Raw genomic sequence first — 25,105 nt, forward strand, 5'->3', positions numbered from 1 at the left:
TGAAGGGGAGCAGGGGTATCAACCACCCTGCCCCTCAACCATATCGCAAAGTTGACCCGTCACAAGCCCACATCCCTACGCCGCGCGTTTTTGCCTCAACCGAACGTAAAATGAGCCAAAACCTGCTCGTTTCAAAGCCATTCGTGCCCATTTTGTGGCTCATATATCCGCAGGCCCGATGAAACGCCGCCATCTGTGCCGCGCGACGGTGTGCCGCTGCGCAAACCTGCGCCCCCGCATCAAAATGCGTCGGGCTTGGCCTCGCGTGCCATGTGATCCAGAACGGCATTGACGAATTTCGCCTCTTTGCCTTCGGGGAAAAACGCCCGCGCGACATCGACATATTCGGTGATCACCACCTTGGGCGGCGCGTCACCTTGGGTCAATTCCGCACCCGCCGCGCGGAACAGCGCGCGCAAAGTCGGATCGATCCGGTTGATTGGCCATTTCGCCACCAACGCGCGATCGGTCATCTGGTCAATCGGGGCTTGGAAATTCACCGCATCCTGCATCACCGTGCGAAAATGGCGTGGGTCGCCCTCTTGCATTTCATCGCCGTCATAGACCGCGCCAAACCGGTGGTCTTCAAATTCCACGATCACCCGCTCGACCGTTTGCCCGGCGCTTTCCATTTGGAACAAGGCCTGCACCGCATAGAGCCGCGCGGCGGATTTCATCTTGCGCTTGGCGTTGCCGGACAGGTTGCTGCCCCGGCCCGTATGTGCGGATGGGTCTATGTGGTCGTCGTTGCTCATGCGGTTGGGGTGCCCTTGCTGGTGCCTGCGATTTGGTATTCGTCTTGCGCGGGGACAAATCCGACCCCCTTGCGCGAAGCGCCCCATTTACGGGTCAGCGCGACAAGATGCAAGGCCGCAGCGGCCGCCCCGCCGCCCTTATTTTGATCCGCCGGATCGGCCCGCACTTCGGCCTGTTTGCGGGTCTCGACCGTCAGGATACCATTGCCGATGCACAGCCCTTGCAATCCCAAAAGTTGCAGCGCGCGGCTGCTGTCGTTGCACACGGTCTCGTAATGGGTCGTCTCGCCGCGAATGACGCATCCAAGCGCAACATAGCCGTCAAAATTGCTCATCCGTTCGGCAATGCCGATCGCAGTGGGAATTTCCAATGCGCCCGGCACTTCGACGATGTCATAAGTCGCGCCACAGGCGTCGATCTCCGCCTTGGCCCCTGCGATCATATTGTCGGCGATATCCTTGTAGTAGGGCGATACCACGATGAGAATTTTCACCGGCTTGTCGAATGTAGGCCGTGGAAGAATGTAATGTTGCTCTGCTGCGGCCATCATACGCCTCCGATTTTGTGGGTGCCGGTGATTTCCAACCCGTATGCATCAAGACCGACAACATTGGGTTTGGGCGAATTGGTCAAAAGATCAATCTTCGACAGGCCCAGTTGCGACAGGATTTGTGCGCCAAGCCCGTATTGCCGCAAAGTCTGCGGGTGGCTGTCGCCCTCGGCGGTCAGCTTGGCCTGCATATCTCGCAACAGGACCACAACGCCGCGCCCCTCTGCGGCCACGGCGCGCATCGCACCTGCAAATTCGCTCGCCCGGCCCGCGCCTTCCAGACCCAGCATATCCTTCATCGGATCCATCGCATGCATCCGCACCAAGACCGGCGCATCCCCCGACAGATCGCCTTTGATCATCGCGACATGCTCGGTGTCCTGGGTCACATCACGGTAGACATGCATGGTCCATGTGCCCCCGAATTCCGAGGTCACCTGCGCCTCGCGCACGCGTTTCACAAGGTTGTCGTGACGGCGCCGGTAGGCAATCAAATCAGAGATCGTGCCGATTTTCAGCCCGTGCTTTTGCGCAAACCCGACCAGATCAGGCAAACGTGACATCGACCCGTCATCATTCATGATCTCGCAAATCACGCCCGAGGGGTTCAACCCCGCCAAACGGGACACATCCACCGCAGCTTCGGTATGACCGGCACGCACCAGCACACCGCCATCCTTGGCGCGAAGCGGGAACACATGGCCCGGTGTGGCGATATCTTGCGGGCCCTTGCTGGCGTCGATGGCCACCGCCACGGTGCGGGCGCGGTCATGGGCAGAAATGCCGGTCGAAACCCCTTCGCGTGCCTCGATGGAAATCGTAAAAGCCGTCTCGTGGCGCGAAGAATTATTCGTCGACATCAATTCAAGGCCGAGCGCGTCAATACGTTCGGACGACAGCGTCAGGCAAATTAACCCGCGCCCGTGCGTCGCCATGAAATTGATCGCTTCGGGCGTCGCCATTTGGGCGGGGATCACCAGATCGCCTTCGTTCTCGCGGTCCTCGTGATCAACCAAAATGAACATACGGCCATTGCGCGCATCCCCGATGATCTCGTCAATCGGTGAAATCGCATCACGCCAGTTCTCTTCAACAGGTCCGGGCGTTTCAAATGGTACGGAATCGGGCATCGGCTTTCCCTCTTTTTTGCGCGTAACCGGCAGATACCCCAGAGCGCCAGCAAAGGCTAGGCCCGCAACGTCTGGGGGCAACGCGCCGCTGCGTCTCGGCGCGGCGGTATGCCCCGTTCACGCCCCGTGCCAAGAGAATGCGGAACCCGCCCTATTCGAATTGCCAAAGCGCAGGCAAAAACCGGTAACTGCTGCCCTCGGCCCGCACATGTCCGACGCCGGGAAAGGGAAAATGATAGCCCAGAACTGCAATCCGGTCGGCAGCGGCACGGGCCAATAGCCGCTTGCGCGTGAGAACGGTCAGGTCACCATCGCTGTCGGTGCCGTTATACCATTCGGGATGGGCAAAGTTGAGATGCGCATGGGTCATGCTATCGCCGAGCGCAATCAATTGCTGGCCGTTGCTTTCGAGATGTAGCGACATATGCCCCGGCGTATGCCCCGGTGTGGAGATCAGCCGCACGCCCGCAACGACCTCATGCCCCGCATCGGCCAAAACCCATTTCACACCCTCGCAATTGATCGAATTGACCGCCCCCACGACGAATTGCTGCGCCTGTGGCTCCACGCGCTCGGCCAAACCATCCTGCATCCAATAGGCGTGCTCGGCCGCGCCCATGATATATTCGGCCTGCGGGAAAATCGCCTCGTCGAAATCATCGCGAATGCCCCAAATATGATCAGGATGCGCATGGGTGATCGCCACATGGGTGATGCTTGCCGGATCAATCCCCGCCGCTTCCATATTCGCCAAAAGTCGCCCCGTAGAGCCAAACCAACGGGTACCGGATCCGACATCGACCAAAATCCGGGCCGCGCCTGTATCGACAAACAAGTGGTTGGTATGCGAATAGCCCTGTTCAAGATCAAGGTAGTGCTGCGCCAGAAAATCGGCCACCGCCTCGCGCGGCGCATTCACCCCAAGGCCCGAAGTCGGCAGCGCAAAATGCCCGTCCGACAGCACAGTCAGCTTCATCTCCCCCAAGGTAAAATGAAAATGACCGGGATTACCGCCGTCCGGTGCGCCCAGAACCGCTGCCTGCATCGGCCCCGCCCCCATCGCAAAGGCGGGCAATGCCGCTGCCAGTTTCAAAAGCGCGCGCCGGTTCGGTGTGGTGAATAACATGATCTCTCTCCCTACTGTCGCCCACGATAGAGCGCCCAGACAACAACGCAACACAATTAATGAATGTGTCCTGCCGCGTCCACCAAAGATAAGAGCTTCATGCCTCCGGCGGGGATATTTTCGGAAAATAGAACGCGCGCGCGCCTATTCTGCTTTCTCTCAATATCCCCGCCGGAGGCATCCGCAATCGGCCAAATGCACCACCATTCGACGGGATCAGGAGAATTCTTGCAGCCGTGCCACGTAGCGGGCCAGTGTATCGATTTCGAGGTTGATGCGATCTCCGACTTTGGCATCCCCCCATGTGGTGGCCTCTTTGGTGTGGGGGATGAAATTGATGCCAAAATCGCACCCATCGACCTCGTTCACCGTCAAGGATGTGCCGTTGAGCGCCACCGACCCTTTGGGCGCAATGAACCGCGCCAAGGCCTCCGGAGCGCAAAGGGTAACGCGGGTGCTGTCGCCCTCGTCCTGCAACGCCACGATCTCGGCAACGCCATCCACATGGCCCGACACAATATGCCCGCCCAATTCATCGCCAACCTTGAGCGCCCGTTCGAGGTTTACCCGCCGCCCCTCAACCCAATCGCCGAGGTTGGTTTTCGAGACGGTCTCACGACTGACCTCGACGTCATACCAGTCATCGCCAAGCGCGATCACCGTCAGGCAGACACCATCGCTGGCGATGGAGGCCCCGATATCGATCCCGCCGGTGTCATAGCCCGTGGTAATCCGCACACGCAGGTCGCCGCGTTGCTCCAATGCCGTCACGCGGCCAATATCGGTGATAATACCCGTAAACATGCGGTGTTTCCTTCGGTCAGACGCCTAATTTCGCCTCTTGAGGTAGCCTCCTTGCAACATTTTGACAAGCACCTGCGGCGTCGCGGGGCCCGAAGCCTTAATTTTGCCGAAGGTCTGCGCTAAGCTGTTTGAAAGAACTTGTGCGGTAACACATGGCATGGACGATACGGATCACAGTGAGATGACGTTAAGACCCACCGAGGCAGAGCCGCCCGCACGGCGTAATTTTCTATTTCTACAGGGACCACACGGGCCGTTTTTCCACAGCTTGGGAAAAATGCTGCGCCTCGCCGGAGCCGAGGTTTGGCGTGTCGGCTTCAATGCCGGGGACCGCGCCTTTTGGTTTCATTCCGCCTCCTACATCCCGTTCCACGGCGCGCAAGACGAATGGCCCGCGACATTCGACGCGCTATGCGCCGAGAAATCCATCACCGACATTGTCCTTTATGGCGACACCCGCCCAATTCATGCCGAGGCCGTGACCCGCGCCCGGGCTGCGGGGTTGACGGTGCATGTTTTCGAAGAAGGCTACATGCGCCCCTATTGGGTTACCTATGAACGCGGCGGATCGAACGGCCATTCGCGGCTCATGGATATGAGTGTTGCAGATATGCGCCGCGTTTTGGCGAACTCCGATATGGACACACCGGTGCCGCCCGCCCGTTGGGGTGACACGCGCCACCACATTTTCTATGGCGCGCTCTACCATTGGTTCGTGATGTTCCGAAACGGCAATTATCGCAATTTCCGCCCTCATCGCGCTCTGAGCGTGGCCAAGGAATTTCAACTTTATGTCAAGCGCCTTCTGCTCATGCCGGCGCAAGCATTGGACCGGATGATCGCCACCTTCCGCATCCGCAGCGGCGGCTTTCCCTACCATCTTGCCCTGCTGCAGCTTGAGCATGACAGCTCGTTTCAGATGCACTCGCCCTTCGCCACGATGACCGATTTTCTCGACGTGGTGATTCGTGGTTTTGCCGAAGGCGCGCCGGGCCATCACCATTTGGTTTTCAAGTCCCACCCGCTTGAGGATGGGCGTGCGCCTCTGCGCCGTGAGATCAAGCAGTTGGCCAAGGCCTATGGCCTCAACGGCCGCGTGCATTGGGTGCGCGGCGGCAAGCTGGCACAGCTATTAAATGACGCGCGCACCGCAGTAACCGTCAATTCCACCGCCGCGCAGCAAGTCCTGTGGCGCGGCATTCCGCTCAAAACCTTTGGCGATGCGGTCTACGCCAAACCCGAGTTTGTATCGACCCAACCGCTGCCCGAATTTTTCGCCGGCGCAGGTCGCCCCGACCGGCGCGCCTATACCGATTACCGCCGCTACCTATTGGAAACCAGCCAGATCGCAGGCGGGTTTTATTCGGCGCGCGGCCGGCGGCAATTGATGCGCCAAGTCGTCGATATGATGCTCTCGCCCGAAGACCCCTACGACGCGCTTGCCTCCGGCAGCGCCGCCCCGCGACAATCGCTTCGACTGGTGAACTGACCCCCAAAGCGGCCAGGCTCCCGGATAATGCCAAGGTGCAAACCGGCAAACCACAAGGTTTCAAGCATATGCCCGCCCCCATAGGGCCGGACAAACAATCGCCCCTTAGATCTTCCACGGCGAGAACACTGATTTATCTCCCGCCAGAGGGTGTCTTAGCCACTTCATATGTCATGGCTGCGCTTGCGGGCCATCGGGCGCGCGCTCCGCATCGGCCTGATGTTTGGCGCCGCAGCCGTCTTTTCATCTGTGCCGACATACAGCTGAGCACGATAGAGACCTAGAGCGCAGCGCTCTATGGCGGCGCTTTGCCGGCAAACGGGGTGCCGTTAGTGACACGCCGTTAAGTAATCGCCATCATCCAATGATGGCCGCGTCGCACCCCCGCGCACGACGGGCCTCACAGACCCCATATCTAGCGGCACGATCAGAATACCCCACAGCATCTCGTAGCGCACGCGCCGCCGCGCGACCATGAAGCCACACATACAACCCGGAAAACGGCCCAACGCCGCGCAAATGCTGGATTTTTGCGAATGGGTAGGCTAGCCTGCTGCCAAAGCGCCCGAAAAAATGAGGCGCGCAGAGGCAGAAATATCAGGTCGAGGAGACCCGAGGCAGTGAATACCCATTCAAAAAAATGGGCGCGTGGTATCGCGCTTTTGGCCGCATTGGCCGTCGTTTCCTCCTGCGGGTTACCGCGCGTGGGTCCCAACAAACGCGAAATTTATGCCGGGTCCGTACAAAACCAAGGCGACGCCTTCATCGTTGCGGTTAATGACCGCGTGACCCGTGCCACCGCCTTCACCCCCGCGCTTGGATTTTCCGATGCCTTTCTTAACGCCAGCCAAATCGGATCGGATACCATTCGCCCGGGCGATACTCTGGGCCTGACGGTTTGGGAAAACGTCGATGACGGGCTCCTGGTCGGCGAAGGACAGAACTCTGCGGTGCTTGAAGAAGTCCAAGTCGACGGTGCCGGTTTCATTTTCGTTCCCTATGCAGGCCGCATTCGCGCCGCAGGCAACACACCCGAGGCCATTCGCCGGATCATTTCGACCAAGCTCGAAGGCCAAACCCCCAGCCCACAAGTTCAGGTGCGCCGCCTCGCCGGTGACGGATCGACCGTCAATCTCGTCGGCGCCGTGGGGGGCCAAGGGGTATATGCCATCGAACGCCCCACCCGCACGCTTTCGGCGATGCTGGCCCGCGCGGGCGGCATTACGATTGAGCCCGAAACCGCACAAATCACCGTGATCCGTGGCAAGGAACGCGGCGAGATCTGGCTCCAAGACCTCTATGAACACCCGGAAAATGACATCGCCCTGCGCGGCGGCGACCGCATTCTGGTCGAAGCCGACACTCGCGCCTTTACCGCGCTTGGCGCCACATCGGGCCAAGCCCGCGTCACATTCGAAACCCAAACGCTCAGCGCACTTGAAGCCATCGCCCAAGTCGGCGGCCTTGTCCCCACGGCGGCAGATCCGACCGGGGTGTTTGTCCTGCGCAATGAACCTGCCGAAATCGCCAATATGGTCATGGGCCGCACCGATTTGGTCGGCGCGCAGCGCCTTGTCTATGTGCTTGACCTGACCAAACCCAACGGCATGTTCATGGCCCGTGACTTTGTCATCCGCGATGACGATACACTTTATGTCACCGAAGCGCCGTTCACCCAGTGGAACAAAACCATTGGTGCGATCACCGGCTCGCTCACCCCGATCAATTCGATCAACTCGCTCGCGGGCAACTAAACCTCGAGGGACGTCCAACATGATGGATGACCCACATAAGCCAGCCGCCGGTCTCTCCAACCGGCGGCTGCTCTATTACACTCTCGGTTTCTTGCGGCAACATCGCCTGCGCGCCATTCTGCGCGGTGCGGGATATGACCCGGTTTTCGGCTATCTGACGCGGCCACGCGACGGTGACGTGATCGGTGTTTGGGGGCACAGCCCCTATGCCAAACGGGGCGAAGCTTGGGCCAAAAAGACCGGCTTACCTCTGGTCCGGATCGAGGACGCGCCGCTGCGGTCGCTGCATCCGGGACGGCAGGGAGAGCCGCCGCTTGGCTTAACCATCGACACGCGCGGCGCAATGTTTGATGCCCGCCAACCCTCCGATCTCGAACATCTTCTGATGACCGACCCGCTGGATGATGCGGCAGTTCTTTCGCGCGCGCGCGGCGCAATGGCCCGCATCAGGGACGCGCATTTAAGCAAATACAGCGCCAATGACCCTGCCCTGCCCCCGCCCGATCCGGGGTATGTTTTGGTGATTGACCAAACCCGCGACGATGCCTCGGTGCGCCTTGGCGGGGCCGATGCCAACAGCTTTCGCGAAATGCTTTACTACGCGATGGAGGACCACCCCACCGCGCGTATTTTGATCAAGACCCATCCCGAAACCGCCGCCGGTCATCGCGCGGGCTATTTCAGCCCAGACGATGCCCAAGGCCGGGTGCAACTGATCACCGCGCCGCATAGCCCGCAAAACCTGCTCGAAGGCGCGATTGCGGTCTATACCGTTACTTCGCAATTCGGGTTTGACGCGATCCTGTCGGGGCACCGCCCGCAGGTCTTCGGCCTGCCGTTCTATAGCGGCTGGGGGCTGACAGAGGATCGCCACCCCAATCCGCTGACCCGCCGCAACCGTCCGCTGACGCGGGTGCAACTGTTCGCCGGCGTTATGATGCTTTACCCGCATTGGTATGATCCTTACCGCAACAAATCCTGCGAGATCGAGGATGTGATTGCGACGCTCGAAGCCGAAACCCGCAGCGACCGCGAGGATCGCACCGGATGGAGCGCAGGGCACATGCGTCTGTGGAAACGTCGCCCGTTGCAAAGGTTCTTTGGCACAGAAAAACCAATGCGATTTTCGGACAAAGCGGTTGAGGGCCGCAACCACATGGTTTGGGGCATGGCGCCGGCTACGGACGGCACATATCGCCTTGAGGACGGGTTTTTGCGCTCTGCCGGACTGGGCGCGGCGCTCACCCCGCCCCTGTCCTTAGTGCTCGATGATCTGGGGATGTATTACGATCCAACCCGCGAAAGCCGCCTGGAACGGCTCATCCACGCCCGCGCCGATATCTTACGCCCCGATCAAGCCCTGCGCGCCGAACGGCTCATGACACAGCTCGGCAAAGCCGGATTGAGCAAATATAATCTGGGCGCCGCAGCACCGGATTTGGAGGGGCTGCCCGATGCGCCGCGTATTCTTGTGCCCGGACAGGTCGAGGACGATGCGTCGATCCGCCTTGGCAGCGGTCAGGTTGCCACCAACCTCGCGCTTTTGGAAGCCGCCCGCGCCGCGCATCCCGATGCGGTGATCCTTTACAAACCTCACCCTGATGTCGAGGCAGGCCTGCGCAAAGGTGCGGTGTCGCAACAAGCCTTGGCCGATCTGGCCACCCGCGTTTTGTCCGGCACCGATCCTGCCGCGCTTTTGGCGCATGTCGATGAAGTTTGGACCATGACCTCCGGCCTCGGGTTCGAAGCCTTGCTGCGCGGCGTGCCTGTCACCTGCCTTGGCACGCCCTTCTATGCCGGTTGGGGTTTGACCTGCGATCTGGGTACGGTCCCCGCCCGCCGGGTCCGCAGCCCCGCACAAAATCCGGTGCGCCTTCTGGCGCTCGCCCATGCGGTCCTCATTGATTATCCGCGCTATTTTGATCCGGTGACACGCCATCCCTGCCCGCCCGAAGTGGTGGTCGATCGCCTCTCCACGGGGCAAACTGGCGGCAAAGCCCCCGCACTTAGAGTGCTCGCAAAATTGCAAGGCATATTGGCAAGCCGCGCGCATCTATGGCGCTAGATCAAAGCTCGGCGCGCCGCCAGATATGCAGCAGATCATTGCCCACCGTCCGCGCTTCGCAAAGTTTGAAGCGCGGTGCATCAGCCAAACGCTCTATCCCCATCGCGCTCAGGCTGGGCCGCCCTTCCGCGCCCAAGGCCAGACCTGCGGTAAAGCCGATCAATTGATCCACCAGATCGGCGCCCAAAAGCGAGGCGGCCAAAGCTCCGCCGCCTTCGCAGAACACCCGCGTCAATCCGGCATCGCCAAGCTTGGCCAGGATATCGCCCGCATCCAACATCCGCCCGTCGGCCCGCACCTCGATCAGAGTCGCCCCGATCCCGGCCCAGGCCTCGCGCAGCGCCGGATCGGCGTCGGGTCCGTGAATGAGCCAGACAGGCACCTCTTTGGCGGTGCGTGCCAATGTGCTCAACAGCGGCAGATCAAGCCGCCGCGACACCACAACACGCACCGGTTGCTGCGCAATGCCAAGGCCGCGCACCGTCAAAGACGGATCATCGGCGCGCGCCGTCCCCCCCCCGACCATCACCGCGTCATGGGCGGCGCGCTGCAGATGCACCAACCGGCGCGCCTCGGGGCCGGTGATCCATTGGCTTTCGCCCGACGCGGTGGCAATGCGCCCGTCAAAGCTGGATGCGAGTTTCAGCGTCACCAAGGGCCGGCCTTGCTCGCGGGCCATGAAAAAACCGGCATGGTCGCGGGCCGCTTCGCTGGTCAATATCCCGGTGGTGACCTCGATCCCTGCCGCCCGCAACATGGCAAACCCCTGCCCCGAAACCCGCGCGTCAACGTCCTCGAGTGGGGCGACAACCCGCGCGATGCCCGCCGCAATAAGCGCGTCGCAGCAGGGCGGCGTTTTACCGTGATGGGAGCAGGGTTCTAGGGTGACATAAGCGGTGGCACCCCGCGCGGCGGTGCCCGCTTGAGCCAAAGCAATCGGCTCTGCATGCGGGCGCCCGCCCGCCGCAGTCCAGCCACGTCCGACAATGCGCCCGTTTTTGACTATCACACAGCCCACAGCAGGATTGGGCCATGTCGCCCCCTGCCCGCGCCGCCCCAACGAAAGGGCGAGCGCCATGTAACGGTGATCGTGCGAAGTCACTCGTCCGGTTCGACGTTCGGGCGCAGTTCGGAGACGAATTTATCGAAATCGTCTGCGGCTTGGAAGTTCTTGTAAACGCTGGCGAAACGCACGTAGGCAACGGTATCGATGCGGGCCAAAGCCTCCATCACGATCTCGCCAATGAGTTTCGACGGGATATCCGTTTCGCCCATGCTTTCCAGCCGGCGAATGAGCCCCGAAATCATCTGGTCCATGCGCTCTTGCTCGATGGGGCGCTTTTGCAGCGCAATGCGGATCGACCGTTCCAATTTGGAGCGGTCAAAATCCTCACGCCGACCGTTGGATTTCAATACCACCAGATCGCGCAACTGCACGCGTTCATAGGTGGTGAAGCGGCCACCGCATGCAGGGCAAAACCGGCGGCGACGGATCGAAACATGGTCCTCAGCCGGCCGGCTGTCTTTCACTTGAGTGTCCATATTTCCACAAAACGGGCAACGCATCAGCCGGATCCTCTTATCACTTCATGCAATCATATGCGGGGAGTGCGCGGATGTTGCGGCGCCCCTCCGCCTGTCCACCGTCACTATAGGACAGCCACCATCCTTTGGGTAGAGCAAAAGTCAGCCCGCAAGATGCGCCGCGATCCGGCGGCTGTGAGGGGCATCGCGGTGTTCAAACAGATAAATTCCCTGCCATGTCCCAAGCCGCATCCGCCCGTCAGCAACGGGGATCGACACCGACACCGGCATCATCGCTGCCTTGATATGGGCGGGCATATCGTCGGGCCCCTCATAGGTATGTGTCAGATAGGCCATCGACGGATCGCTGGTGGGCGGCACCAACCGGGCGAAATAGGCGCGCAGGTCGGTTTGCACCTCCGGATCGGCGTTCTCTTGGATCAACAGCGAACACGACGTGTGCTGCACGAATAGGGTCAATAGGCCATCGGCAACCCCAGTCGCAGCAACCCATGCCGCGACATCACTGGTAAATTCATACAGCCCCTGTCCGCAGGTGCCTATGGTGAACCCATGCTGCCTCATGGCTGCCCCGGCATATGCGCCTTGCACAGCTCCCACACCCGGTCTGCAAACTCCTCTTTCGCCGGCTCGAACCCGTGCACCGCCAAGGCCCAGTAAAAATAATCTTCATATGGAAAGCTCGCCAAAGCCACCGGCGCCGCCTCAAGCGCGCGGGGCAAATCGACGCCCTCTTCCACAACCCAAGCCGCGTGATGATACTCGGTTCTGCCGCATAGAATCACTGGCTTTTTGTGCATCAACGCCTCAAATCCCACGGCGCTGGTCTGGGTCACGATCCGGTCGCTGACCGCGATCAAATCATGCACCGATGCGGCGCTGACGGTGACGCCGCACCCGCGCGCCACCTCCGACAAAGTCGCATTGCGCGCCGCGTCCCCCGCAGGATGCAATTTAAGATAGACCCGCCGCCCCTGTGCCGCCTGCGCCGTGCGGGTGATCACCTCCGCCATCGGAACATAGTGAAGCGGCTGTTTGAAATGCTCGATATCTTGGGCGAAAATGGTCGCGTAGGCGCCGTCAATCTGCGCGCGCGCGGGTTGCGGCAACTTACTGACATTCTCGCGCCGCATATGTCCGGTAACCCCGTTGAAAAAATAACGTGCCGCCCTGTGGTCAATCACATCGGGATCAAACACCCGATCTGCCTGCGCCGCGCGGCCATGCACGCCGCTCGGGTCCAACATCCAGAACCCCCAAATATAATGCGGATGCGCATGCAATATATGAGGCCCCTGCGGTGTGATCGGCCCGATCACGATATGCAGATAGGGTTTTTCAAACAACCGCTGCGCAGCTTTGCGTTCGGCACGGATTAAAAATGCCCCATGCCCTTCGATGCGCGCCTTGGCCGCCAGCTTGTTGAAAAAAGCAAAGCGGCCCTCGCGCAGGGCCCGAAACCACGTCTCGGAAGCATGCACAATCACCGGACCTTTGCCAAAATCAGTTTGACCAAGACGATCAATCAACGTGAGAGCGGATGCAGACATAAGGCCAAGTGTGGCCCAATTCGTTCACCCCGCGCAAGGGCGCCGGACTTCTCTTTGGCTCACCCCGTTTCAGTGACCTCCCTTAAGGGGCGGTATGGGCCTTACGCCGCGCGCCGACTGCAAATGCGCCCAAGCCGCCAAGCAGAAGCGCAAAACTGGCCGGTAGCGGAACTGCCGGATAGCTTTGCCACGACGCCTCGATTTGCTCAAGCTGCACCCATTCGTACAATGAAAGCGTCCAATGGCCAATAATATCATCTGCACCGTATTCTTCAAAACAGTCCGGCGGCGAATCATAGCCACAGCGATAGATCGGAATGTCGAAATCTGCTGTCAGGCTGTCGAAACGGTTGCTACCGATTGCGATGTCCAAGGTATATACCGCCGAAAGTTCAGCATACCAATTGCCGCCGCCGCCACTGCCATAATTGTAAGCCGCTGCGGTTAAGTTGTAGGTTTCATCAAGGGAAATTCGACCATCCCCATTCAAATCCTCGGCGGAAAAACTGCCATCCATCAACCCGTAGGCACGGAAACTGACGTCGTGAACCTGCCGCGGCGCTGTCGTTGCCTGCCCCATCACGGGGACGATCGTGAGCGCCAGGGCGGCAGCCGCAGAACAATGAAACTTCACGGGTATCCTCCTTACTCATTCAAAAAACCATCTTTGGTTACGATGGAGACTTGGCTGACTTAAGAAAAGAGAAATACATCGCTAACGGGATTTTTTTTACCGATTGCTCCTCAAAGAGCAATAGATGCTGCTTTGCGCCCGGTAATGAGCGCGGCCAAAAAACGAAAACGCCCCCAAATGGGGGCGCTCTACATCATTGATCCAAGAAACTGCGCAGCTTGCGTGATCGGCTCGGGTGCTTGAGCTTGCGAAGCGCCTTCGCCTCGATCTGCCGGATCCGTTCGCGGGTCACGCTGAACTGTTGGCCGACCTCTTCAAGAGTGTGGTCAGTGTTCATACCGATGCCAAACCGCATCCGCAGAACCCGTTCTTCGCGCGGCGTGAGTGAGGACAAAACCCGCGTTGTGGTTTCTTTGAGGTTCTCCTGAATGGCGCTATCCAGAGGCAGAACCGCGTTCTTATCCTCGATGAAGTCGCCCAGCTGACTGTCTTCCTCGTCGCCAATTGGCGTCTCCAAGGAAATCGGCTCTTTGGCGATTTTCATCACCTTGCGCACTTTCTCAAGTGGCATTTGCAGCTTTTCAGCCAATTCTTCCGGCGTCGGTTCGCGGCCGATTTCATGCAACATCTGACGGCCAGTGCGGACCAATTTGTTGATCGTCTCGATCATGTGTACCGGAATACGGATGGTGCGGGCCTGATCGGCAATCGACCGGGTGATCGCCTGGCGGATCCACCATGTCGCATAGGTCGAGAATTTATACCCGCGCCGGTATTCGAACTTATCCACGGCCTTCATCAGGCCAATGTTGCCTTCCTGAATAAGATCAAGGAATTGCAAGCCGCGGTTGGTGTATTTCTTGGCAATCGAGATCACCAAACGCAGGTTCGCCTCGACCATTTCTTTCTTGGCCTGACGGGCTTCTTTTTCGCCCTTTTGAACCTGCTGCACGATGCGGCGGAATTCTGAAATATCCAAACCGATATATTGACCGACCTGCGCCATATCGGCGCGCAATTCTTCGACTTTATCCGAAGAGCGTTCAATGAACATCTGCCAACCGCGACCGGCCTTTTCGCCCATTTCTTCAAGCCATGCAGGATCAAGCTCCCGGCCCCGATAGGCGTCGACAAATTCGCGGCGGTTGATCCGTGCCTGATCCGCCAATTTCACCATGGCGCTGTCGATCTGCATGATCCGGCGGTTGATGCCGTAGAGCTGATCGATCAAGGCCTCGATCCGGTTGTTGTGCAGGTGCAACCCGTTGACCAATTCAACAATCTCGGAGCGCAGCTTTTGATAGGTGGCCTCGTCCTTATCCGAAAAACTGTCGTCTTCGTTCAAGGTTGCGGAAATCCGGCTGTCCTGCATTGCCGACAGACGCGCGTAATCATCGGCAATGCGGTCGAGGGTTTCCAACACCGTTGGTTTCAACGCCGCTTCCATGGCCGCGAGGCTCATATTGGCCTGTTCATCCTCATCGTCGTCATCGTCATCGGCGATGGGATTGCCGTCCGCGTCGAGCTCTTGCTTGCTTTCCTCGCTCGCAGCGGGGGTCGCAACACCGCCGGCTGCCGCGCCGCCGGGGGCCGCGCCGACATTCGCCGCAACAACAGGCGCGCCGTCTTCTTCCTCGCCCATCTGGTCGCCAAATGTGGTCTCCAGATCGATCACATCGCGCAACAAAATGTCCTCGGACAAAAGTTCGTCGCGCCAAATGGTAATCGCCTGGAAGGTCAGCGGGCTCTCACACAGCCCGAGGATCATCGTATTGCGACCCGCCTCGATGCGTTTGGCAATCGCGATCTCGCCTTCGCGCGACAAAAGCTCCACCGAGCCCATCTCACGCAGATACATCCGCACCGGATCATCGGTCCGGTCCAATTTCTCGGAGGTGCCCGAGGACAATGTGACATCGCGGTTGGAACTGGCATCGACCACAGCGGTCGATTTGCCGTCTTCTTCCTCTGCGTCTTCATCCTCAATGATGTTGATGCCCATTTCCGACAGCATCGACATCACATCTTCAATTTGTTCCGAACTCACCTGATCGGGGGGCAGAACCTGATTGAGCTGATCGTAGGTAATATAGCCTTTTTCACGCGCCTCCGCGATCATCTTCTTGACCGCAGCTTGGCTCATGTCGAGCGAACCCTCGGCGTCCTGATCGTCGGTCTTGGCGTCGTCGTTGTCTTTGGCGGCCATATGGTGCTCCTGCGCTAGCGCTTTGGCGGGCGGGTGATTCGATTCGTTTAATCCGAATCAATAACGCGGATCATGCTGATTCGCACGTCCCGAGTAGCCCGATTTGTTTACCGAATCGTCATCATGCTCGTGCCCCGTGGCAAATAGGGCGCGTTTTGTGTCCGTCGAGGCCGAAATTCCCGGGTTTCGCCGCAGAAATACGCCTGTCGGCCCCCAAATCTCGTCTCGCACATTTTAAATAATCTCCATCGGGGGCTCTCTTTGCCCCATGTCCGGGCCTGACCGGTTAGCGTTTTTTCTCAAACCGGATGGTTTGCATCAACGCATCCAAAGCCGAGCGCTCATCACGGTTGATCGGCGCGCCATTCTCGCCCATGTCATATTCGGCGCGGTCCTCTTGCTGGCTGCGTGCGGCACGGTCATGTGCCTCGGTGGCCTGTGCCAACCGCCATGTCAAAGTCTCGTCTTCAACATGAATGAATTCCTCTTCCGCCTCACGGCGCTCTGCCTCCAACCCGCGAGCGGCTTCCAGTTTTGCCAATTCCTCGGCCAATGTCATTTGCGCGCGATCCAGATCGCCGGGTCGACGCACGGGCGGGCAAATGCGGACATGGGGCTGCGCCATCAACCGATCAAGAGGCTCCCGACCAATTATTTCGCAAATCCGCTGCCAAAGCACCTCTGCAGCAGGATTGCGAGGCCCTGCGGCCAATACCGCAGGAATGCCGCCCGCACTGTCGTCGATCCGGTCCGGCGCAACCGCCCCAAGCCTCGGCGGCGCATTGGACGGCGCATCCGGCACCCGGAGGCTTTCGGCAAACCGCGCCGCGACCGCCTCTTCGCCGGCGGCTTCGGGGCCGGTGTGATCCATATCGCCCTCGATTGCATAGGCATCTTCGGGGATCATCTCAAAGGGCATGTCGGCCATCTGCGGCATCTCGTCAGCGAACCCGTCGGGATCAGGCGCCGCGCCATAAACCGCATCATAATCCACCGGTGGATAGGATGGAGAAGCCGCATCCGCAGGTAGCGCCCGCACGCCAGACGCGGCACCGGACTGCGGATCACCATCCTTCGCCGCAGCCTCAACCGCTGGCCCGTGCTGCGCGGTGTTCGGCGCCGGAGCAGAGGCCGGCACAGGCGCAGAGGAGGCGCATTGTAAAACCGCCGCCTCGGCATGTTCCAAAATCAGGTTGCGCAGGGGGGCGTGATCGGCGCCAAGGCACTCCAAGCGCGCAATACGGCGGCGAAATTCCGGCAGGATCTGCGGCGTGGCAATCACGGTGGCAAGAATCACCGCCTCGCGGATACGGTCTTGGGTGCGCGCATCTGTGCCCACCAGAACGGAGGCCTTTGTGCCCGACGTTGCAGGTTCGGGCGGCGGCTGCCATTTTCCCTTCGCCCCCGCACGGCGCGGCGTCCATGGTTTTGATCCGGCCCCATGGGTCGCACCGCCCGGCCCGCGCCGGCCCCGAAACAATTGCCAGCGCAAATCTTTGATCGCCTCGCCATAATGGCGACGGATCGACGGGTCGCGGATCAATTTGATCTTGTCCCGCAGCACTTTATCCAGTGCCGCCTTGCGTTCTGGACTGTCGAAAACCTTTCCTTCGGTCTCGCGGCGCCACAGTAAATCCACCATCGGGACAGCGCCCTCAATCACCGCCTGCATGGCCCCTGCCCCTTCGGCCCGGATCACATCATCGGGATCTTTGCCCTCTGGCATGATCGCAAACCGCAAGGATTTACCCGCTTCCAACAGCGGCAGCGCCAAATCGACAACCCGCATCGCCGCACGCAGCCCCGCCGCATCGCCGTCCAAGGCAATCACCGGTTCGGGCGAAATCCGCCACAACAGCGCCAGTTGGTTCTCCGTCACCGCCGTGCCCAAGGGCGCGACCGATGCGCCAAATCCGGCCTCGGACAAGGAAATTACATCCATATAGCCTTCGGCCACGATCAAGGGCTGCCCCTTGCCTGCCGCCTCGCGCGCGGGGCCGTGGTTATAAAGCGAACGCCCCTTGTCGAACAATTCGGTTTCGGGCGAGTTCAGATATTTGGCGTTGTCCCCCGGATCCATCGCCCGCCCGCCAAAGGCAATGGCGCGGCCACGCGCATCGCGGATCGGGAAGATGATGCGATTGCGAAACGTGTCATAGGGTTTCTTGCCCTTGGCAGAGGCTTTGGCCAGCCCAGCGCCGAGGATCAACTCTTCGGGCACCGATTTCGCCGTCAGATGATCCCACAGGTTTTGCCAACCGTCCGGCGCAAATCCGATGCCAAAACGCTCTTGCGCCGCGCCGTCCAATCCGCGCCGCGCCAGATAATCGCGCGCCGGTCCCGCAGCCGAGGTGCGTAATTGAAGGCGGAAAAACTGCACCGCCATTTCCATGACTTCGACAAGCTGCGTGCGCTTGTCGGCCTTTTGCTGCGCCTGCGGATCGCGGGCGGGCATTTGCATGCCGCTTTCTTCGGCGAGGATTTTCACCGCCTCCATGAAATCGACATTCTCGGTTTCGCGGATAAAGGTAATCGCATCGCCTTTGGCCTGACAGCCAAAACAATAATAATAGCCCTTGCGGTCATCGACGTGGAAAGAGGCGGATTTTTCTTGGTGAAACGGGCATGGCGCCCACATGTCGCCCTTGCCTTGATTGGATTTGCGCGGATCCCACATGACTTTGCGCCCGACGACCTGACTAAGCGAGGTTCGGCTGCGCAACTCGTCCAAGAATCCGGGTGGTAGGCTCATGCCCACTATATTGGCACGCGCGCGCGCAGAGTCTAGAGCCCAGCGCGGGCAGAAAGGCGCATTGCCCTCCCTGCCCGCGAGGTTTCTGTGGATAACCCCCGCGCAAGCGCGCGCGGGTCGAAACGCTACAACCCCTTGGCGCGGTAGCTCGCAGCGACCTTTTCGATCGCCACCAAATAGGCCGCCGTGCGCAAATCCTCGACATCATCGCGCCCGTGCCAGACCGTGCGCATGGCTTGGTAGGCGATGCGCATCGTGTCATCGAGCCCCGAACGCACCAGTTCCAATTCATCCGCGCCGCGCAGGTATTTCTCGCGAAAGCCGTCGGACACCGACCATGTGCGCCCCATCACTTCGGAAAGCTGCTCCAATTCGTCAATCACCAATTGGTGACGCGCCTCTTCTTGCCGGCGCTGCATCCGGCCAAAGCGGATATGCGACAGGTTCTTGACCCATTCAAAATAGGAGACCGTCACCCCGCCCGCATTGGCATACATGTCGGGAATGATCACCACGCCCTTTTTGCGCAGGATATCGTCCGCCCCCGCCGTGACCGGGCCATTGGCCGCCTCGATGATCAGCTTGGCATTGATCCGCTCGGCGTTTGTCAGATTGATCACCCCCTCAAGCGCCGCGGGGATCAAAATATCACAAGCCTCTTCCAGGACCTCCGCGCCCTCTTTGGCATGGACCGCGTCAGGGTATCCCTCCACGCCACCGTGCTTGACGATCCAATCACGCACAGCATCGACATTCAGACCCTCGGGGTCATGCAGGGCACCGTCATGTTCGATGATCCCGATGATCTTCGCCCCGTCCTCTTCGGACAGAAACTTCGCCGCGTGATAGCCCACATTACCCAAACCCTGCACGATGATCCGTTGATCACCCAGTTTGCCGACCAGGTTGGCCGCAGCAATATCGGCAGGATGGCGGAAGAACTCGCGCAGTGCATATTGCACCCCGCGCCCCGTCGCCTCGACCCGTCCGGCGATGCCCCCCGCATTGAGCGGCTTGCCGGTCACGCAGGCCTTGGCGTTGATGTCCGTGGTATTCATCCGCGCGTATTGATCTGCAATCCATGCCATCTCGCGCTCGCCAGTGCCCATATCGGGGGCGGGCACGTTTTGGCTGGGATGAATCAAATCGCGTTTGGCCAGTTCATAAGCAAACCGGCGGGTGATCTGTTCCAACTCGTGCTCGTCATACATCCGTGGATCAATGCAAAGCCCCCCTTTGGAGCCACCAAACGGCGCCTCAACCAGCGCACATTTATAGGTCATCAATGCCGCCAAAGCTTCGACCTCGTCCTGATGAACGCTGAGCGCATAGCGTATGCCGCCCTTGACCGGCTCCATGTGATCCGAATGCACCGACCGGTATCCTGTAAAGGTCTGGACCTTGCCACGTAGGCGCACGCCGAACCGCACCGTATAGGTCGCATTGCAGACGCGGATTTTCTCCTCAAGCCCGGGGGCGAGGTCCATCAACGCCACTGCACGATTGAACATCAAATCCACACTTTCGCGGAAACTCGGCTCGCTCATTTCTTGAACCTCAATCACATCTAAAACACTCATCACCATTTCTCCTCATTGCGGCCGAATCGCTCCGCGCCATTGGCCTGCCGCCCCGCAGGCGGGAACAGACGTTGCCTTGCAAATAGTGACTTCAACACATGAGAAGAAGGTTAATGCCAAATCCATCCGGGTCGAGACATTTTTTGGTCTGGTTAACGTTTAAGTTATCTTTGCGCGGCAGGCCTGCAGCCGAATCACCCTGCGGCAGATGGAAATATGCGCGGGGCTGCCTCAATTGCTCTGGATCGTTTCCCCCTTGAAAACAATGACCTTCGCACCCCCTCAATGTCATTTAATTTGCCTGTAAAGCTCTCGTTTTGGGCACCCCGACGCCCCATTCTCGCCACACTGGTTGCGCATATATTAGGGGTGCGAAAAGCGTCCATTGCGGCAGAATCCCGATGTGATGCGAAACGAGTAAAGGGCATTGAAATGAAACGGACAGCTTTCGGGGCAAAGAAGCAGCAGGCGTTGGGTGACGCATGCCGCATTCAAGACAAGGCTTTTCTAAAGAACTTTGTGCGCGGCGAAGACGGCACAATGGTGGCTTTGGCTGTTTATATCTTTCTTGCTATGATGGTCGTCGGAGGCATTGGGGTTGACCTAATGGCATTCGAGATGAACCGCACCCGTTTGCAACATACTTTGGACCGCGCGGTGCTTGCAGCGGCGGACATTGATCAGACATTGACGCCCGAAGATGTGGTCACCGACTACTTCCAAAAATCGGGAATGGAGCAATTCCTCTCGGATGTGCAAGTAGATCAGGGCGTCAACTATCGCACAGTATCCGCCCGCGCCACCGCCCGTGTCAAAACCCAATTCATCCATATGGTCGGCATCGACACATTCGAGGCCCCCGCTTACGGCGCGGCCGAAGAAAGAATCGGCAATGTGGAAATTTCGCTGGTGCTCGATGTGTCCGGTTCGATGAAAAATAACAACCGTTTGCCGAACCTGCGCACCGCCGCGAAAACCTTCGTGGACACTGTGATCCGCGACGAAAACGAAGACCGCATTTCGTTGAGCATCGTGCCCTATTCGGAACATGTGAACGTCGGCGAAGAGATCTTTGACCTCATCCCGAACACCAACCACCGCCATGATTTCAGCCATTGCGTCGAAATGCGCAACAGCGATTTCAGCTCCACCACAATCAGCAGTTCGTATCGCTATGACCAGATGCAGCACTTCACCTGGAACTATGACGGGCGCAACAACTTGCTTGAAGATTCGGTCTGCCCGCTTCCGCTCTCCAGCCGGCACAACCGGTCGCGGTCTGACAACGAGATCACGGCCTATAGCCAGGATGCATCGGCCCTGAAGGCGCAGATCGACTCGCTGACGCCGATCTCGGGCACCGCAATCTATCAGGGCATGAAATGGGGTGTGGCGCTGCTTGATCCTTCGACCCAAGGCATCGTCTCGGGGCTGACCTCGAATGGAAACGCCGATCCCGCCTTTGACGGGCGCCCGAAATCCTACAGCGACGTCGAAACCCTCAAAACAGTCATCTTGATGACCGATGGCGAGAACACAGGGACAAAACGGATTGCCGATTGGGCTTATGACAGCGAAAGCGACTACGTACATTGGGACAATTACAACTTTAACTACTACCTGTATAACCATGTGCGCAGCTACCGCCGCAGCAACTACTACTACACCACATATCAACGCTCTGAAGGCGACGCATTTCTCCACAACGTGTGCGAGGCCGCAAAGGACAAGGGCATTATAATCTGGTCGATCGGTTTCGAAGTGACCGACACCGGCGCCAATGTCATGGAAGATTGCGCCTCGTCTCCGAGCCACTTCTTCCGGGTTGAAGGCATCGAAATCGAAGAAGCGTTCAAATCCATTGCACGCCAAATCAACCAGCTGAGATTGACCCAATGATCTGGTCCTTGAAAAAACGCCTCGGCGGGTTCCGCCGCCGAGAAGACGGGACAGCAACGCTCGAATTCGCCATCATGTTTCCGATGTTTGTTTTCATGTTGCTCTCCGGGGTCGAGATCGGGATGATCAACTTTCGCCATTCGCTGCTCGAACGCGGATTGGACATGGCCGTGCGTGACTTGCGCATCGGGCCAACCTTTGCCCCGTCCCACGGCGAGCTGAAGGAAAGCGTTTGCACCTATGCGGGGTTCCTCCCCAACTGCACAAACAGCCTGAAACTGGAAATGGTGCAGGTGGATATGCGCAACTATACCTCGATGCCGGGCGACAGCGACTGCACCGACAAGGCCGATGAAGTCTCGCCTGTGCGGAATTTTAAGGCCGGCGGCGCAAACACCACAATGGTTCTGCGCGCCTGTTTCAAATTTGATCCGGTCTTCCCCCTGTCCGGCTTGGGCAAGGATCTCGCCACCCAAGACGGCGGACAGGCCGCGATGATCGCAACCACTGCCTATGTGCAAGAACCGAGGTAAGCGAGATGGATGACATGACCCCGACGCCAGCCCCCGGCCCCGTCGCAGCGATCAGCGCCCAGTTGCGCCGTTTCAAAAACGAAACCCGCGCCTCCGTGGCCGTCGAAACCGCGATGATCCTGCCGATCCTGTTCTGGGCCTTCATGGCCTCCTACGGGTTCTTCGACGCCTATCGCCAACGCTCGGTCGCGGAAAAAGCTGCCTTCACCATCGCGGATATGCTCAGCCGCGAAACCCTCAACATCAACAATATCTACCTCAACAACACGCATGAATTGCTGGGTTTCCTGACGCGCACCAACAATCCGCAACTGCGCGTTTCGGTGGTGCGTTGGGATGAATCGGATGACACCTATAAGGTCATTTGGTCCGAAGGGCGCGGCGGGCGCGGCGGGCTTGCCGAAGGCCCGATCGCGGATTGGGACGACAGGCTGCCGAATATGCCCGACACCGACCGGTTGATCGTGGTTGAAACCGGTGTGCACTTCAAACCGGTTTTCAAAATCGGCATTGATGAGCACGATATGGAAAGCTTCGTCTTCTCGCGCCCGCGCTTTGCGCCGCAACTGAAGTGGGAAAGCTAAGCCGCCGCCCCTAAGAGCAAAGCCAAAGGCAGGTCGCAAGACCTGCCTTTTGTCTCATATCGCCTCTCTCCCCCTACCAGCCACGCGGCCAGCGGCTATTGCGCTTGAAGCACGCCGCGCCTGCCCCTCCGGATCGTCAGAACGCCACGACCATATCGCCGCGCTGCGAGACAGAATGCCAAGCCGGCATATCGTTTCCAAACAACACTTCTTGCGCGTCAGCAGAGCGTGTTCACAACCAAGCGTCGCATCAAGCCCGGTCGCTTGACCCAAAAAACAGGGCCGCCAAAGGGTGCCTGCCACAAGACGTCGGGTGAAGAGGCGGCCTACGCCATCCTCCACCATGGTCGAATATGGCCGCTGACCGCTCTACCGGATCGGCAGACCAAAGAGAGGCGCTGAAGAGCGCGGAGCCAGCTTCAGGAGGTTGTTGCAAGCCCCACCACCGGCGGGGTGGCACGGGGCGGCATCGCGTCAAATTCTTTACCAACCGCAGGCTCTCGAACCCATCGCGCCGGCAACACGCAAATCAGCGCCGCCGCCAATCGCTTCATATTGCGCCGCTGGTGCGCGCATTGACAATCGCCGCGATCATATCGGCCATGGCCTTGGTGTCTGCCCCTGCGGCCACGCCGCCCACGCCAATGCGTTTGCCCATGCGCCACCACAGGCCCGGCTGCCACGCGCGGTCCTGCTTGGCCCCGAGGCGCAAAGAGAAACCATTCGAGGGTTTATTGGCAAAGGTGCCGCGTTCGACCGCCGTGACCTCCGCAAGCGGCACAATCACCGAAAAGTCGCCGGTGCCGTCCTCAAAGAGCAACGCCGCCTCGGTCAATACAATCGCCCCGCGCGTCGCCCGCTGCATGATGCGCGCCACCCAAAGCGCCGCCGCGCCCAATACCAATATGTAAAGCCGCCAGCCAAACCCCATCTCGGAGCCGCCGCCAAACCCGATATACAGCAATATCCCGCCCAAAAGCACAAGCGTCGCCACCCCGAATACCCGCCGCGGCTTGGACGCCTGCACACGGCTCAGAACCTGCGCCCCTGTGTCGGCTGCTCCGCCCTCTTGTTGCTCTGTCATATCGCCGTCTCCTTTGTCGTCGCAATAGCGTGATTTGAACGCCAATGCGAGAGCCGCCCGCACCCGTCCGCTGCAAACAACATGCAGGCCACCATTGCGCAACGGAGCCTTCATCAGACCCGCGCATTAAGCCGCCTGCCGCCGCGCATGTGGCGCGGGCAGAAGCCTCCGGCGGGGATATTTAGAGAAAGCAGAAAACAGCAACGAGACGCAGATCCCGCAGCGCCGCAACACCGACGCCATACCGAGGCTATATGGAAGCCGGATTTTGCAGGTTGGCACAGGTTCAAACGGCGACGGTTTTACGCACCATGCCCCAATAGATTTCTTCGATCTCGGCAAGCGAAAGCCGCCCCGCCTCGCGAAACCATGTGTTGACGCCGGTAAGCATCGCAATCAGCGCCAATGCGGTGATCTTGGGGTCAGGGATATCAAAAGCACCGGAGGCGACGCCTGCGCGTAAAATCGCCTCGAGACGGCCTTCATAGACACGGCGCAAGGCTTCGATCCGCCCGAAGTTTTCGGCGCTAAGATTGCGCAGCTCCATGTAGGAAATGAACACCGCATCGGCGCGGGCGGCATTGAACCGGATGTGAAAGCGGGTGAAATGTTCCAACGCATCGGTGGGCGCGCTGTTCTTTGGGGTTTCCGCAGTGTGGGCGACCAAAAGTTCATCCATATGCGCCGCCAGAAGATCAGCCAGAAGGCTTTGCTTGTCTGGGGTGTAATTATAAAGCGCCCCGGCCTGCACCCCGACCTCGGCAGCAATCTGGCGCATTGAGACCGCCGCATACCCGTGACGCGCGAATAACGTCAATGCAGCCTCGCGCACACGCGGGCCGGTAATATCGGAATGAGAGCCAATGGTTCGTGCCATAGGGCGATTTTAACTGAACATATGTTCAGATCAAAGCGCTGTTTCATGCGACCCGCGCAACCGCCAAAAATGGCGGCGCGGTCATGCCCTTTAATCCGCCCTCATGATGCCGGTTGAAGCGCCGCCCCTTATCCATATCGCCGCGCTATCGTTGACCTTTCGCCCATCCCTGCCAGAATGGCCCCGA

The 25,105-nt window shown here is 59.5% G+C and carries 20 protein-coding genes and 1 pseudogene; 6 read left to right on the top strand and 15 right to left on the bottom strand.

From position 1 onward, the window contains the following. Positions 1-239 precede the first annotated feature (239 nt). The 5 genes from nusB to DI396_RS13795 form a co-directional block, all read right to left on the bottom strand. Positions 240-755, bottom strand: coding sequence for a transcription antitermination factor NusB (gene nusB, locus DI396_RS13775; RefSeq protein ID WP_110796782.1), 516 nt, complete (start codon positions 753-755; stop codon positions 240-242). Next, positions 752-1,303, bottom strand: coding sequence for a 6,7-dimethyl-8-ribityllumazine synthase (locus tag DI396_RS13780; protein WP_110796828.1), 552 nt, complete (start codon positions 1,301-1,303; stop codon positions 752-754). The genes nusB and DI396_RS13780 overlap by 4 nt, the downstream gene beginning before the upstream one ends. Beyond that, positions 1,303-2,436 carry a 3,4-dihydroxy-2-butanone-4-phosphate synthase gene (ribB, locus tag DI396_RS13785; protein WP_110796783.1) on the bottom strand — a complete coding sequence of 378 codons (1,134 nt, stop codon included), beginning with the start codon at positions 2,434-2,436 and terminating at the stop codon, positions 1,303-1,305. The genes DI396_RS13780 and ribB overlap by 1 nt, the downstream gene beginning before the upstream one ends. Positions 2,437-2,587: 151 nt before the next feature. Further along, positions 2,588-3,562, bottom strand: coding sequence for an MBL fold metallo-hydrolase (locus DI396_RS13790; protein ID WP_110796784.1), 975 nt, complete (start codon positions 3,560-3,562; stop codon positions 2,588-2,590). Between the two features lie 216 nt (positions 3,563-3,778). Further along, positions 3,779-4,366 carry a riboflavin synthase gene (locus DI396_RS13795; RefSeq protein WP_110796785.1) on the bottom strand — a complete coding sequence of 196 codons (588 nt, stop codon included), beginning with the start codon at positions 4,364-4,366 and terminating at the stop codon, positions 3,779-3,781. 181 nt (positions 4,367-4,547) lie between these two features. Between DI396_RS13795 and DI396_RS13800 the strand changes: the two genes are divergently transcribed. The 3 genes from DI396_RS13800 to DI396_RS13810 all read left to right on the top strand — a co-directional run bounded on the left by DI396_RS13800 (position 4,548) and on the right by DI396_RS13810 (position 9,674). Next, positions 4,548-5,855, top strand: coding sequence for a capsule biosynthesis protein (locus DI396_RS13800; protein WP_110796829.1), 1,308 nt, complete (start codon positions 4,548-4,550; stop codon positions 5,853-5,855). Positions 5,856-6,475: 620 nt separating this feature from the next. Beyond that, on the top strand, positions 6,476-7,609 hold the full coding sequence (locus DI396_RS13805; protein WP_235851880.1) for a polysaccharide biosynthesis/export family protein: 1,134 nt from the start codon (positions 6,476-6,478) through the stop codon (positions 7,607-7,609). A 19-nt stretch (positions 7,610-7,628) separates the two neighbouring features. Continuing rightward, entirely contained in the window at positions 7,629-9,674 is a 2,046-nt protein-coding gene (locus DI396_RS13810) for a capsular polysaccharide biosynthesis protein (RefSeq protein WP_235851881.1), read from the top strand. 1 nt (position 9,675) lies between these two features. Here DI396_RS13810 and ribD read toward each other — a convergent pair whose 3' ends face one another. The 8 genes and pseudogenes from ribD to DI396_RS13850 form a co-directional block, all read right to left on the bottom strand. Continuing rightward, the gene (ribD, locus tag DI396_RS13815) at positions 9,676-10,776 is read right to left on the bottom strand and encodes a bifunctional diaminohydroxyphosphoribosylaminopyrimidine deaminase/5-amino-6-(5-phosphoribosylamino)uracil reductase RibD (RefSeq protein WP_268876852.1); all 1,101 of its coding nucleotides are present in this window, start codon (positions 10,774-10,776) and stop codon (positions 9,676-9,678) included. After that, entirely contained in the window at positions 10,773-11,240 is a 468-nt protein-coding gene (gene nrdR, locus DI396_RS13820) for a transcriptional regulator NrdR (RefSeq protein ID WP_110796788.1), read from the bottom strand. The genes ribD and nrdR overlap by 4 nt, the downstream gene beginning before the upstream one ends. A 120-nt stretch (positions 11,241-11,360) precedes the next feature. Continuing rightward, complete coding sequence (locus DI396_RS13825; RefSeq protein ID WP_110796789.1) at positions 11,361-11,783, bottom strand: secondary thiamine-phosphate synthase enzyme YjbQ; 423 nt, start codon at positions 11,781-11,783, stop codon at positions 11,361-11,363. Continuing rightward, complete coding sequence (locus DI396_RS13830) at positions 11,780-12,769, bottom strand: capsular polysaccharide export protein, LipB/KpsS family (protein ID WP_110796790.1); 990 nt, start codon at positions 12,767-12,769, stop codon at positions 11,780-11,782. The genes DI396_RS13825 and DI396_RS13830 overlap by 4 nt, the downstream gene beginning before the upstream one ends. 82 nt (positions 12,770-12,851) lie before the next feature. Beyond that, positions 12,852-13,403, bottom strand: coding sequence for a VPLPA-CTERM sorting domain-containing protein (locus tag DI396_RS13835; protein WP_235851882.1), 552 nt, complete (start codon positions 13,401-13,403; stop codon positions 12,852-12,854). A gap of 193 nt (positions 13,404-13,596) precedes the next feature. Further along, entirely contained in the window at positions 13,597-15,609 is a 2,013-nt protein-coding gene (gene rpoD / locus DI396_RS13840) for an RNA polymerase sigma factor RpoD (protein WP_110796791.1), read from the bottom strand. Positions 15,610-16,786: 1,177 nt separating this feature from the next. Beyond that, positions 16,787-18,361: pseudogene (dnaG, locus tag DI396_RS13845) on the bottom strand (DNA primase); the annotation flags it as partial. A gap of 125 nt (positions 18,362-18,486) precedes the next feature. After that, positions 18,487-19,941: a Glu/Leu/Phe/Val family dehydrogenase gene (locus DI396_RS13850; RefSeq protein WP_110796832.1), complete on the bottom strand. Its 1,455-nt coding sequence runs from the start codon at positions 19,939-19,941 to the stop codon at positions 18,487-18,489. A gap of 432 nt (positions 19,942-20,373) precedes the next feature. On the opposite strand from DI396_RS13850, the gene DI396_RS13855 reads away from it, so the two are divergent. From DI396_RS13855 to DI396_RS13865, 3 genes are read left to right on the top strand one after another with little or no spacing between them, the layout of a single operon-like run. Next, positions 20,374-21,840: a TadE/TadG family type IV pilus assembly protein gene (locus tag DI396_RS13855; RefSeq protein WP_110796792.1), complete on the top strand. Its 1,467-nt coding sequence runs from the start codon at positions 20,374-20,376 to the stop codon at positions 21,838-21,840. 8 nt (positions 21,841-21,848) lie between these two features. Further along, entirely contained in the window at positions 21,849-22,373 is a 525-nt protein-coding gene (locus DI396_RS13860) for a TadE/TadG family type IV pilus assembly protein (RefSeq protein WP_235851883.1), read from the top strand. Between the two features lie 5 nt (positions 22,374-22,378). Then, complete coding sequence (locus DI396_RS13865) at positions 22,379-22,957, top strand: TadE/TadG family type IV pilus assembly protein (protein ID WP_110796794.1); 579 nt, start codon at positions 22,379-22,381, stop codon at positions 22,955-22,957. 550 nt (positions 22,958-23,507) lie between these two features. Here the strand turns inward: DI396_RS13865 and DI396_RS13870 are convergent. Together DI396_RS13870 and DI396_RS13875 are read right to left on the bottom strand one after the other, a co-directional pair. Further along, a complete protein-coding gene (locus DI396_RS13870) occupies positions 23,508-24,041 on the bottom strand; it encodes a hypothetical protein (protein ID WP_162617230.1) in 534 nt (177 codons plus the stop codon). Between the two features lie 286 nt (positions 24,042-24,327). Continuing rightward, the gene (locus DI396_RS13875) at positions 24,328-24,918 is read right to left on the bottom strand and encodes a TetR/AcrR family transcriptional regulator (RefSeq protein WP_110796796.1); all 591 of its coding nucleotides are present in this window, start codon (positions 24,916-24,918) and stop codon (positions 24,328-24,330) included. Positions 24,919-25,105: the final 187 nt, after the last annotated feature.

The sequence above is a fragment of the Litorivita pollutaquae genome (assembly GCF_003205515.1).
GTDB classification, from domain to species: domain Bacteria; phylum Pseudomonadota; class Alphaproteobacteria; order Rhodobacterales; family Rhodobacteraceae; genus Litorivita; species Litorivita pollutaquae.

What these genes read in the sequence shown, in the direction of transcription:
- nusB (WP_110796782.1), bottom strand. Translation starts at nt 755, where the DNA reads ATGAGCAACGACGACCACATAGACCCATCCGCACATACGGGCCGGGGC.
- DI396_RS13780 (WP_110796828.1), bottom strand. Translation starts at nt 1,303, where the DNA reads ATGGCCGCAGCAGAGCAACATTACATTCTTCCACGGCCTACATTCGAC.
- ribB (WP_110796783.1), bottom strand. Translation starts at nt 2,436, where the DNA reads ATGCCCGATTCCGTACCATTTGAAACGCCCGGACCTGTTGAAGAGAAC.
- DI396_RS13790 (WP_110796784.1), bottom strand. Translation starts at nt 3,562, where the DNA reads ATGTTATTCACCACACCGAACCGGCGCGCGCTTTTGAAACTGGCAGCG.
- DI396_RS13795 (WP_110796785.1), bottom strand. Translation starts at nt 4,366, where the DNA reads ATGTTTACGGGTATTATCACCGATATTGGCCGCGTGACGGCATTGGAG.
- DI396_RS13800 (WP_110796829.1), top strand. Translation starts at nt 4,548, where the DNA reads ATGACGTTAAGACCCACCGAGGCAGAGCCGCCCGCACGGCGTAATTTT.
- DI396_RS13810 (WP_235851881.1), top strand. Translation starts at nt 7,629, where the DNA reads ATGATGGATGACCCACATAAGCCAGCCGCCGGTCTCTCCAACCGGCGG.
- nrdR (WP_110796788.1), bottom strand. Translation starts at nt 11,240, where the DNA reads ATGCGTTGCCCGTTTTGTGGAAATATGGACACTCAAGTGAAAGACAGC.
- DI396_RS13825 (WP_110796789.1), bottom strand. Translation starts at nt 11,783, where the DNA reads ATGAGGCAGCATGGGTTCACCATAGGCACCTGCGGACAGGGGCTGTAT.
- DI396_RS13830 (WP_110796790.1), bottom strand. Translation starts at nt 12,769, where the DNA reads ATGTCTGCATCCGCTCTCACGTTGATTGATCGTCTTGGTCAAACTGAT.
- rpoD (WP_110796791.1), bottom strand. Translation starts at nt 15,609, where the DNA reads ATGGCCGCCAAAGACAACGACGACGCCAAGACCGACGATCAGGACGCC.
- DI396_RS13850 (WP_110796832.1), bottom strand. Translation starts at nt 19,941, where the DNA reads ATGAGTGTTTTAGATGTGATTGAGGTTCAAGAAATGAGCGAGCCGAGT.
- DI396_RS13855 (WP_110796792.1), top strand. Translation starts at nt 20,374, where the DNA reads ATGAAACGGACAGCTTTCGGGGCAAAGAAGCAGCAGGCGTTGGGTGAC.
- DI396_RS13865 (WP_110796794.1), top strand. Translation starts at nt 22,379, where the DNA reads ATGGATGACATGACCCCGACGCCAGCCCCCGGCCCCGTCGCAGCGATC.
- DI396_RS13870 (WP_162617230.1), bottom strand. Translation starts at nt 24,041, where the DNA reads ATGACAGAGCAACAAGAGGGCGGAGCAGCCGACACAGGGGCGCAGGTT.
- DI396_RS13875 (WP_110796796.1), bottom strand. Translation starts at nt 24,918, where the DNA reads ATGGCACGAACCATTGGCTCTCATTCCGATATTACCGGCCCGCGTGTG.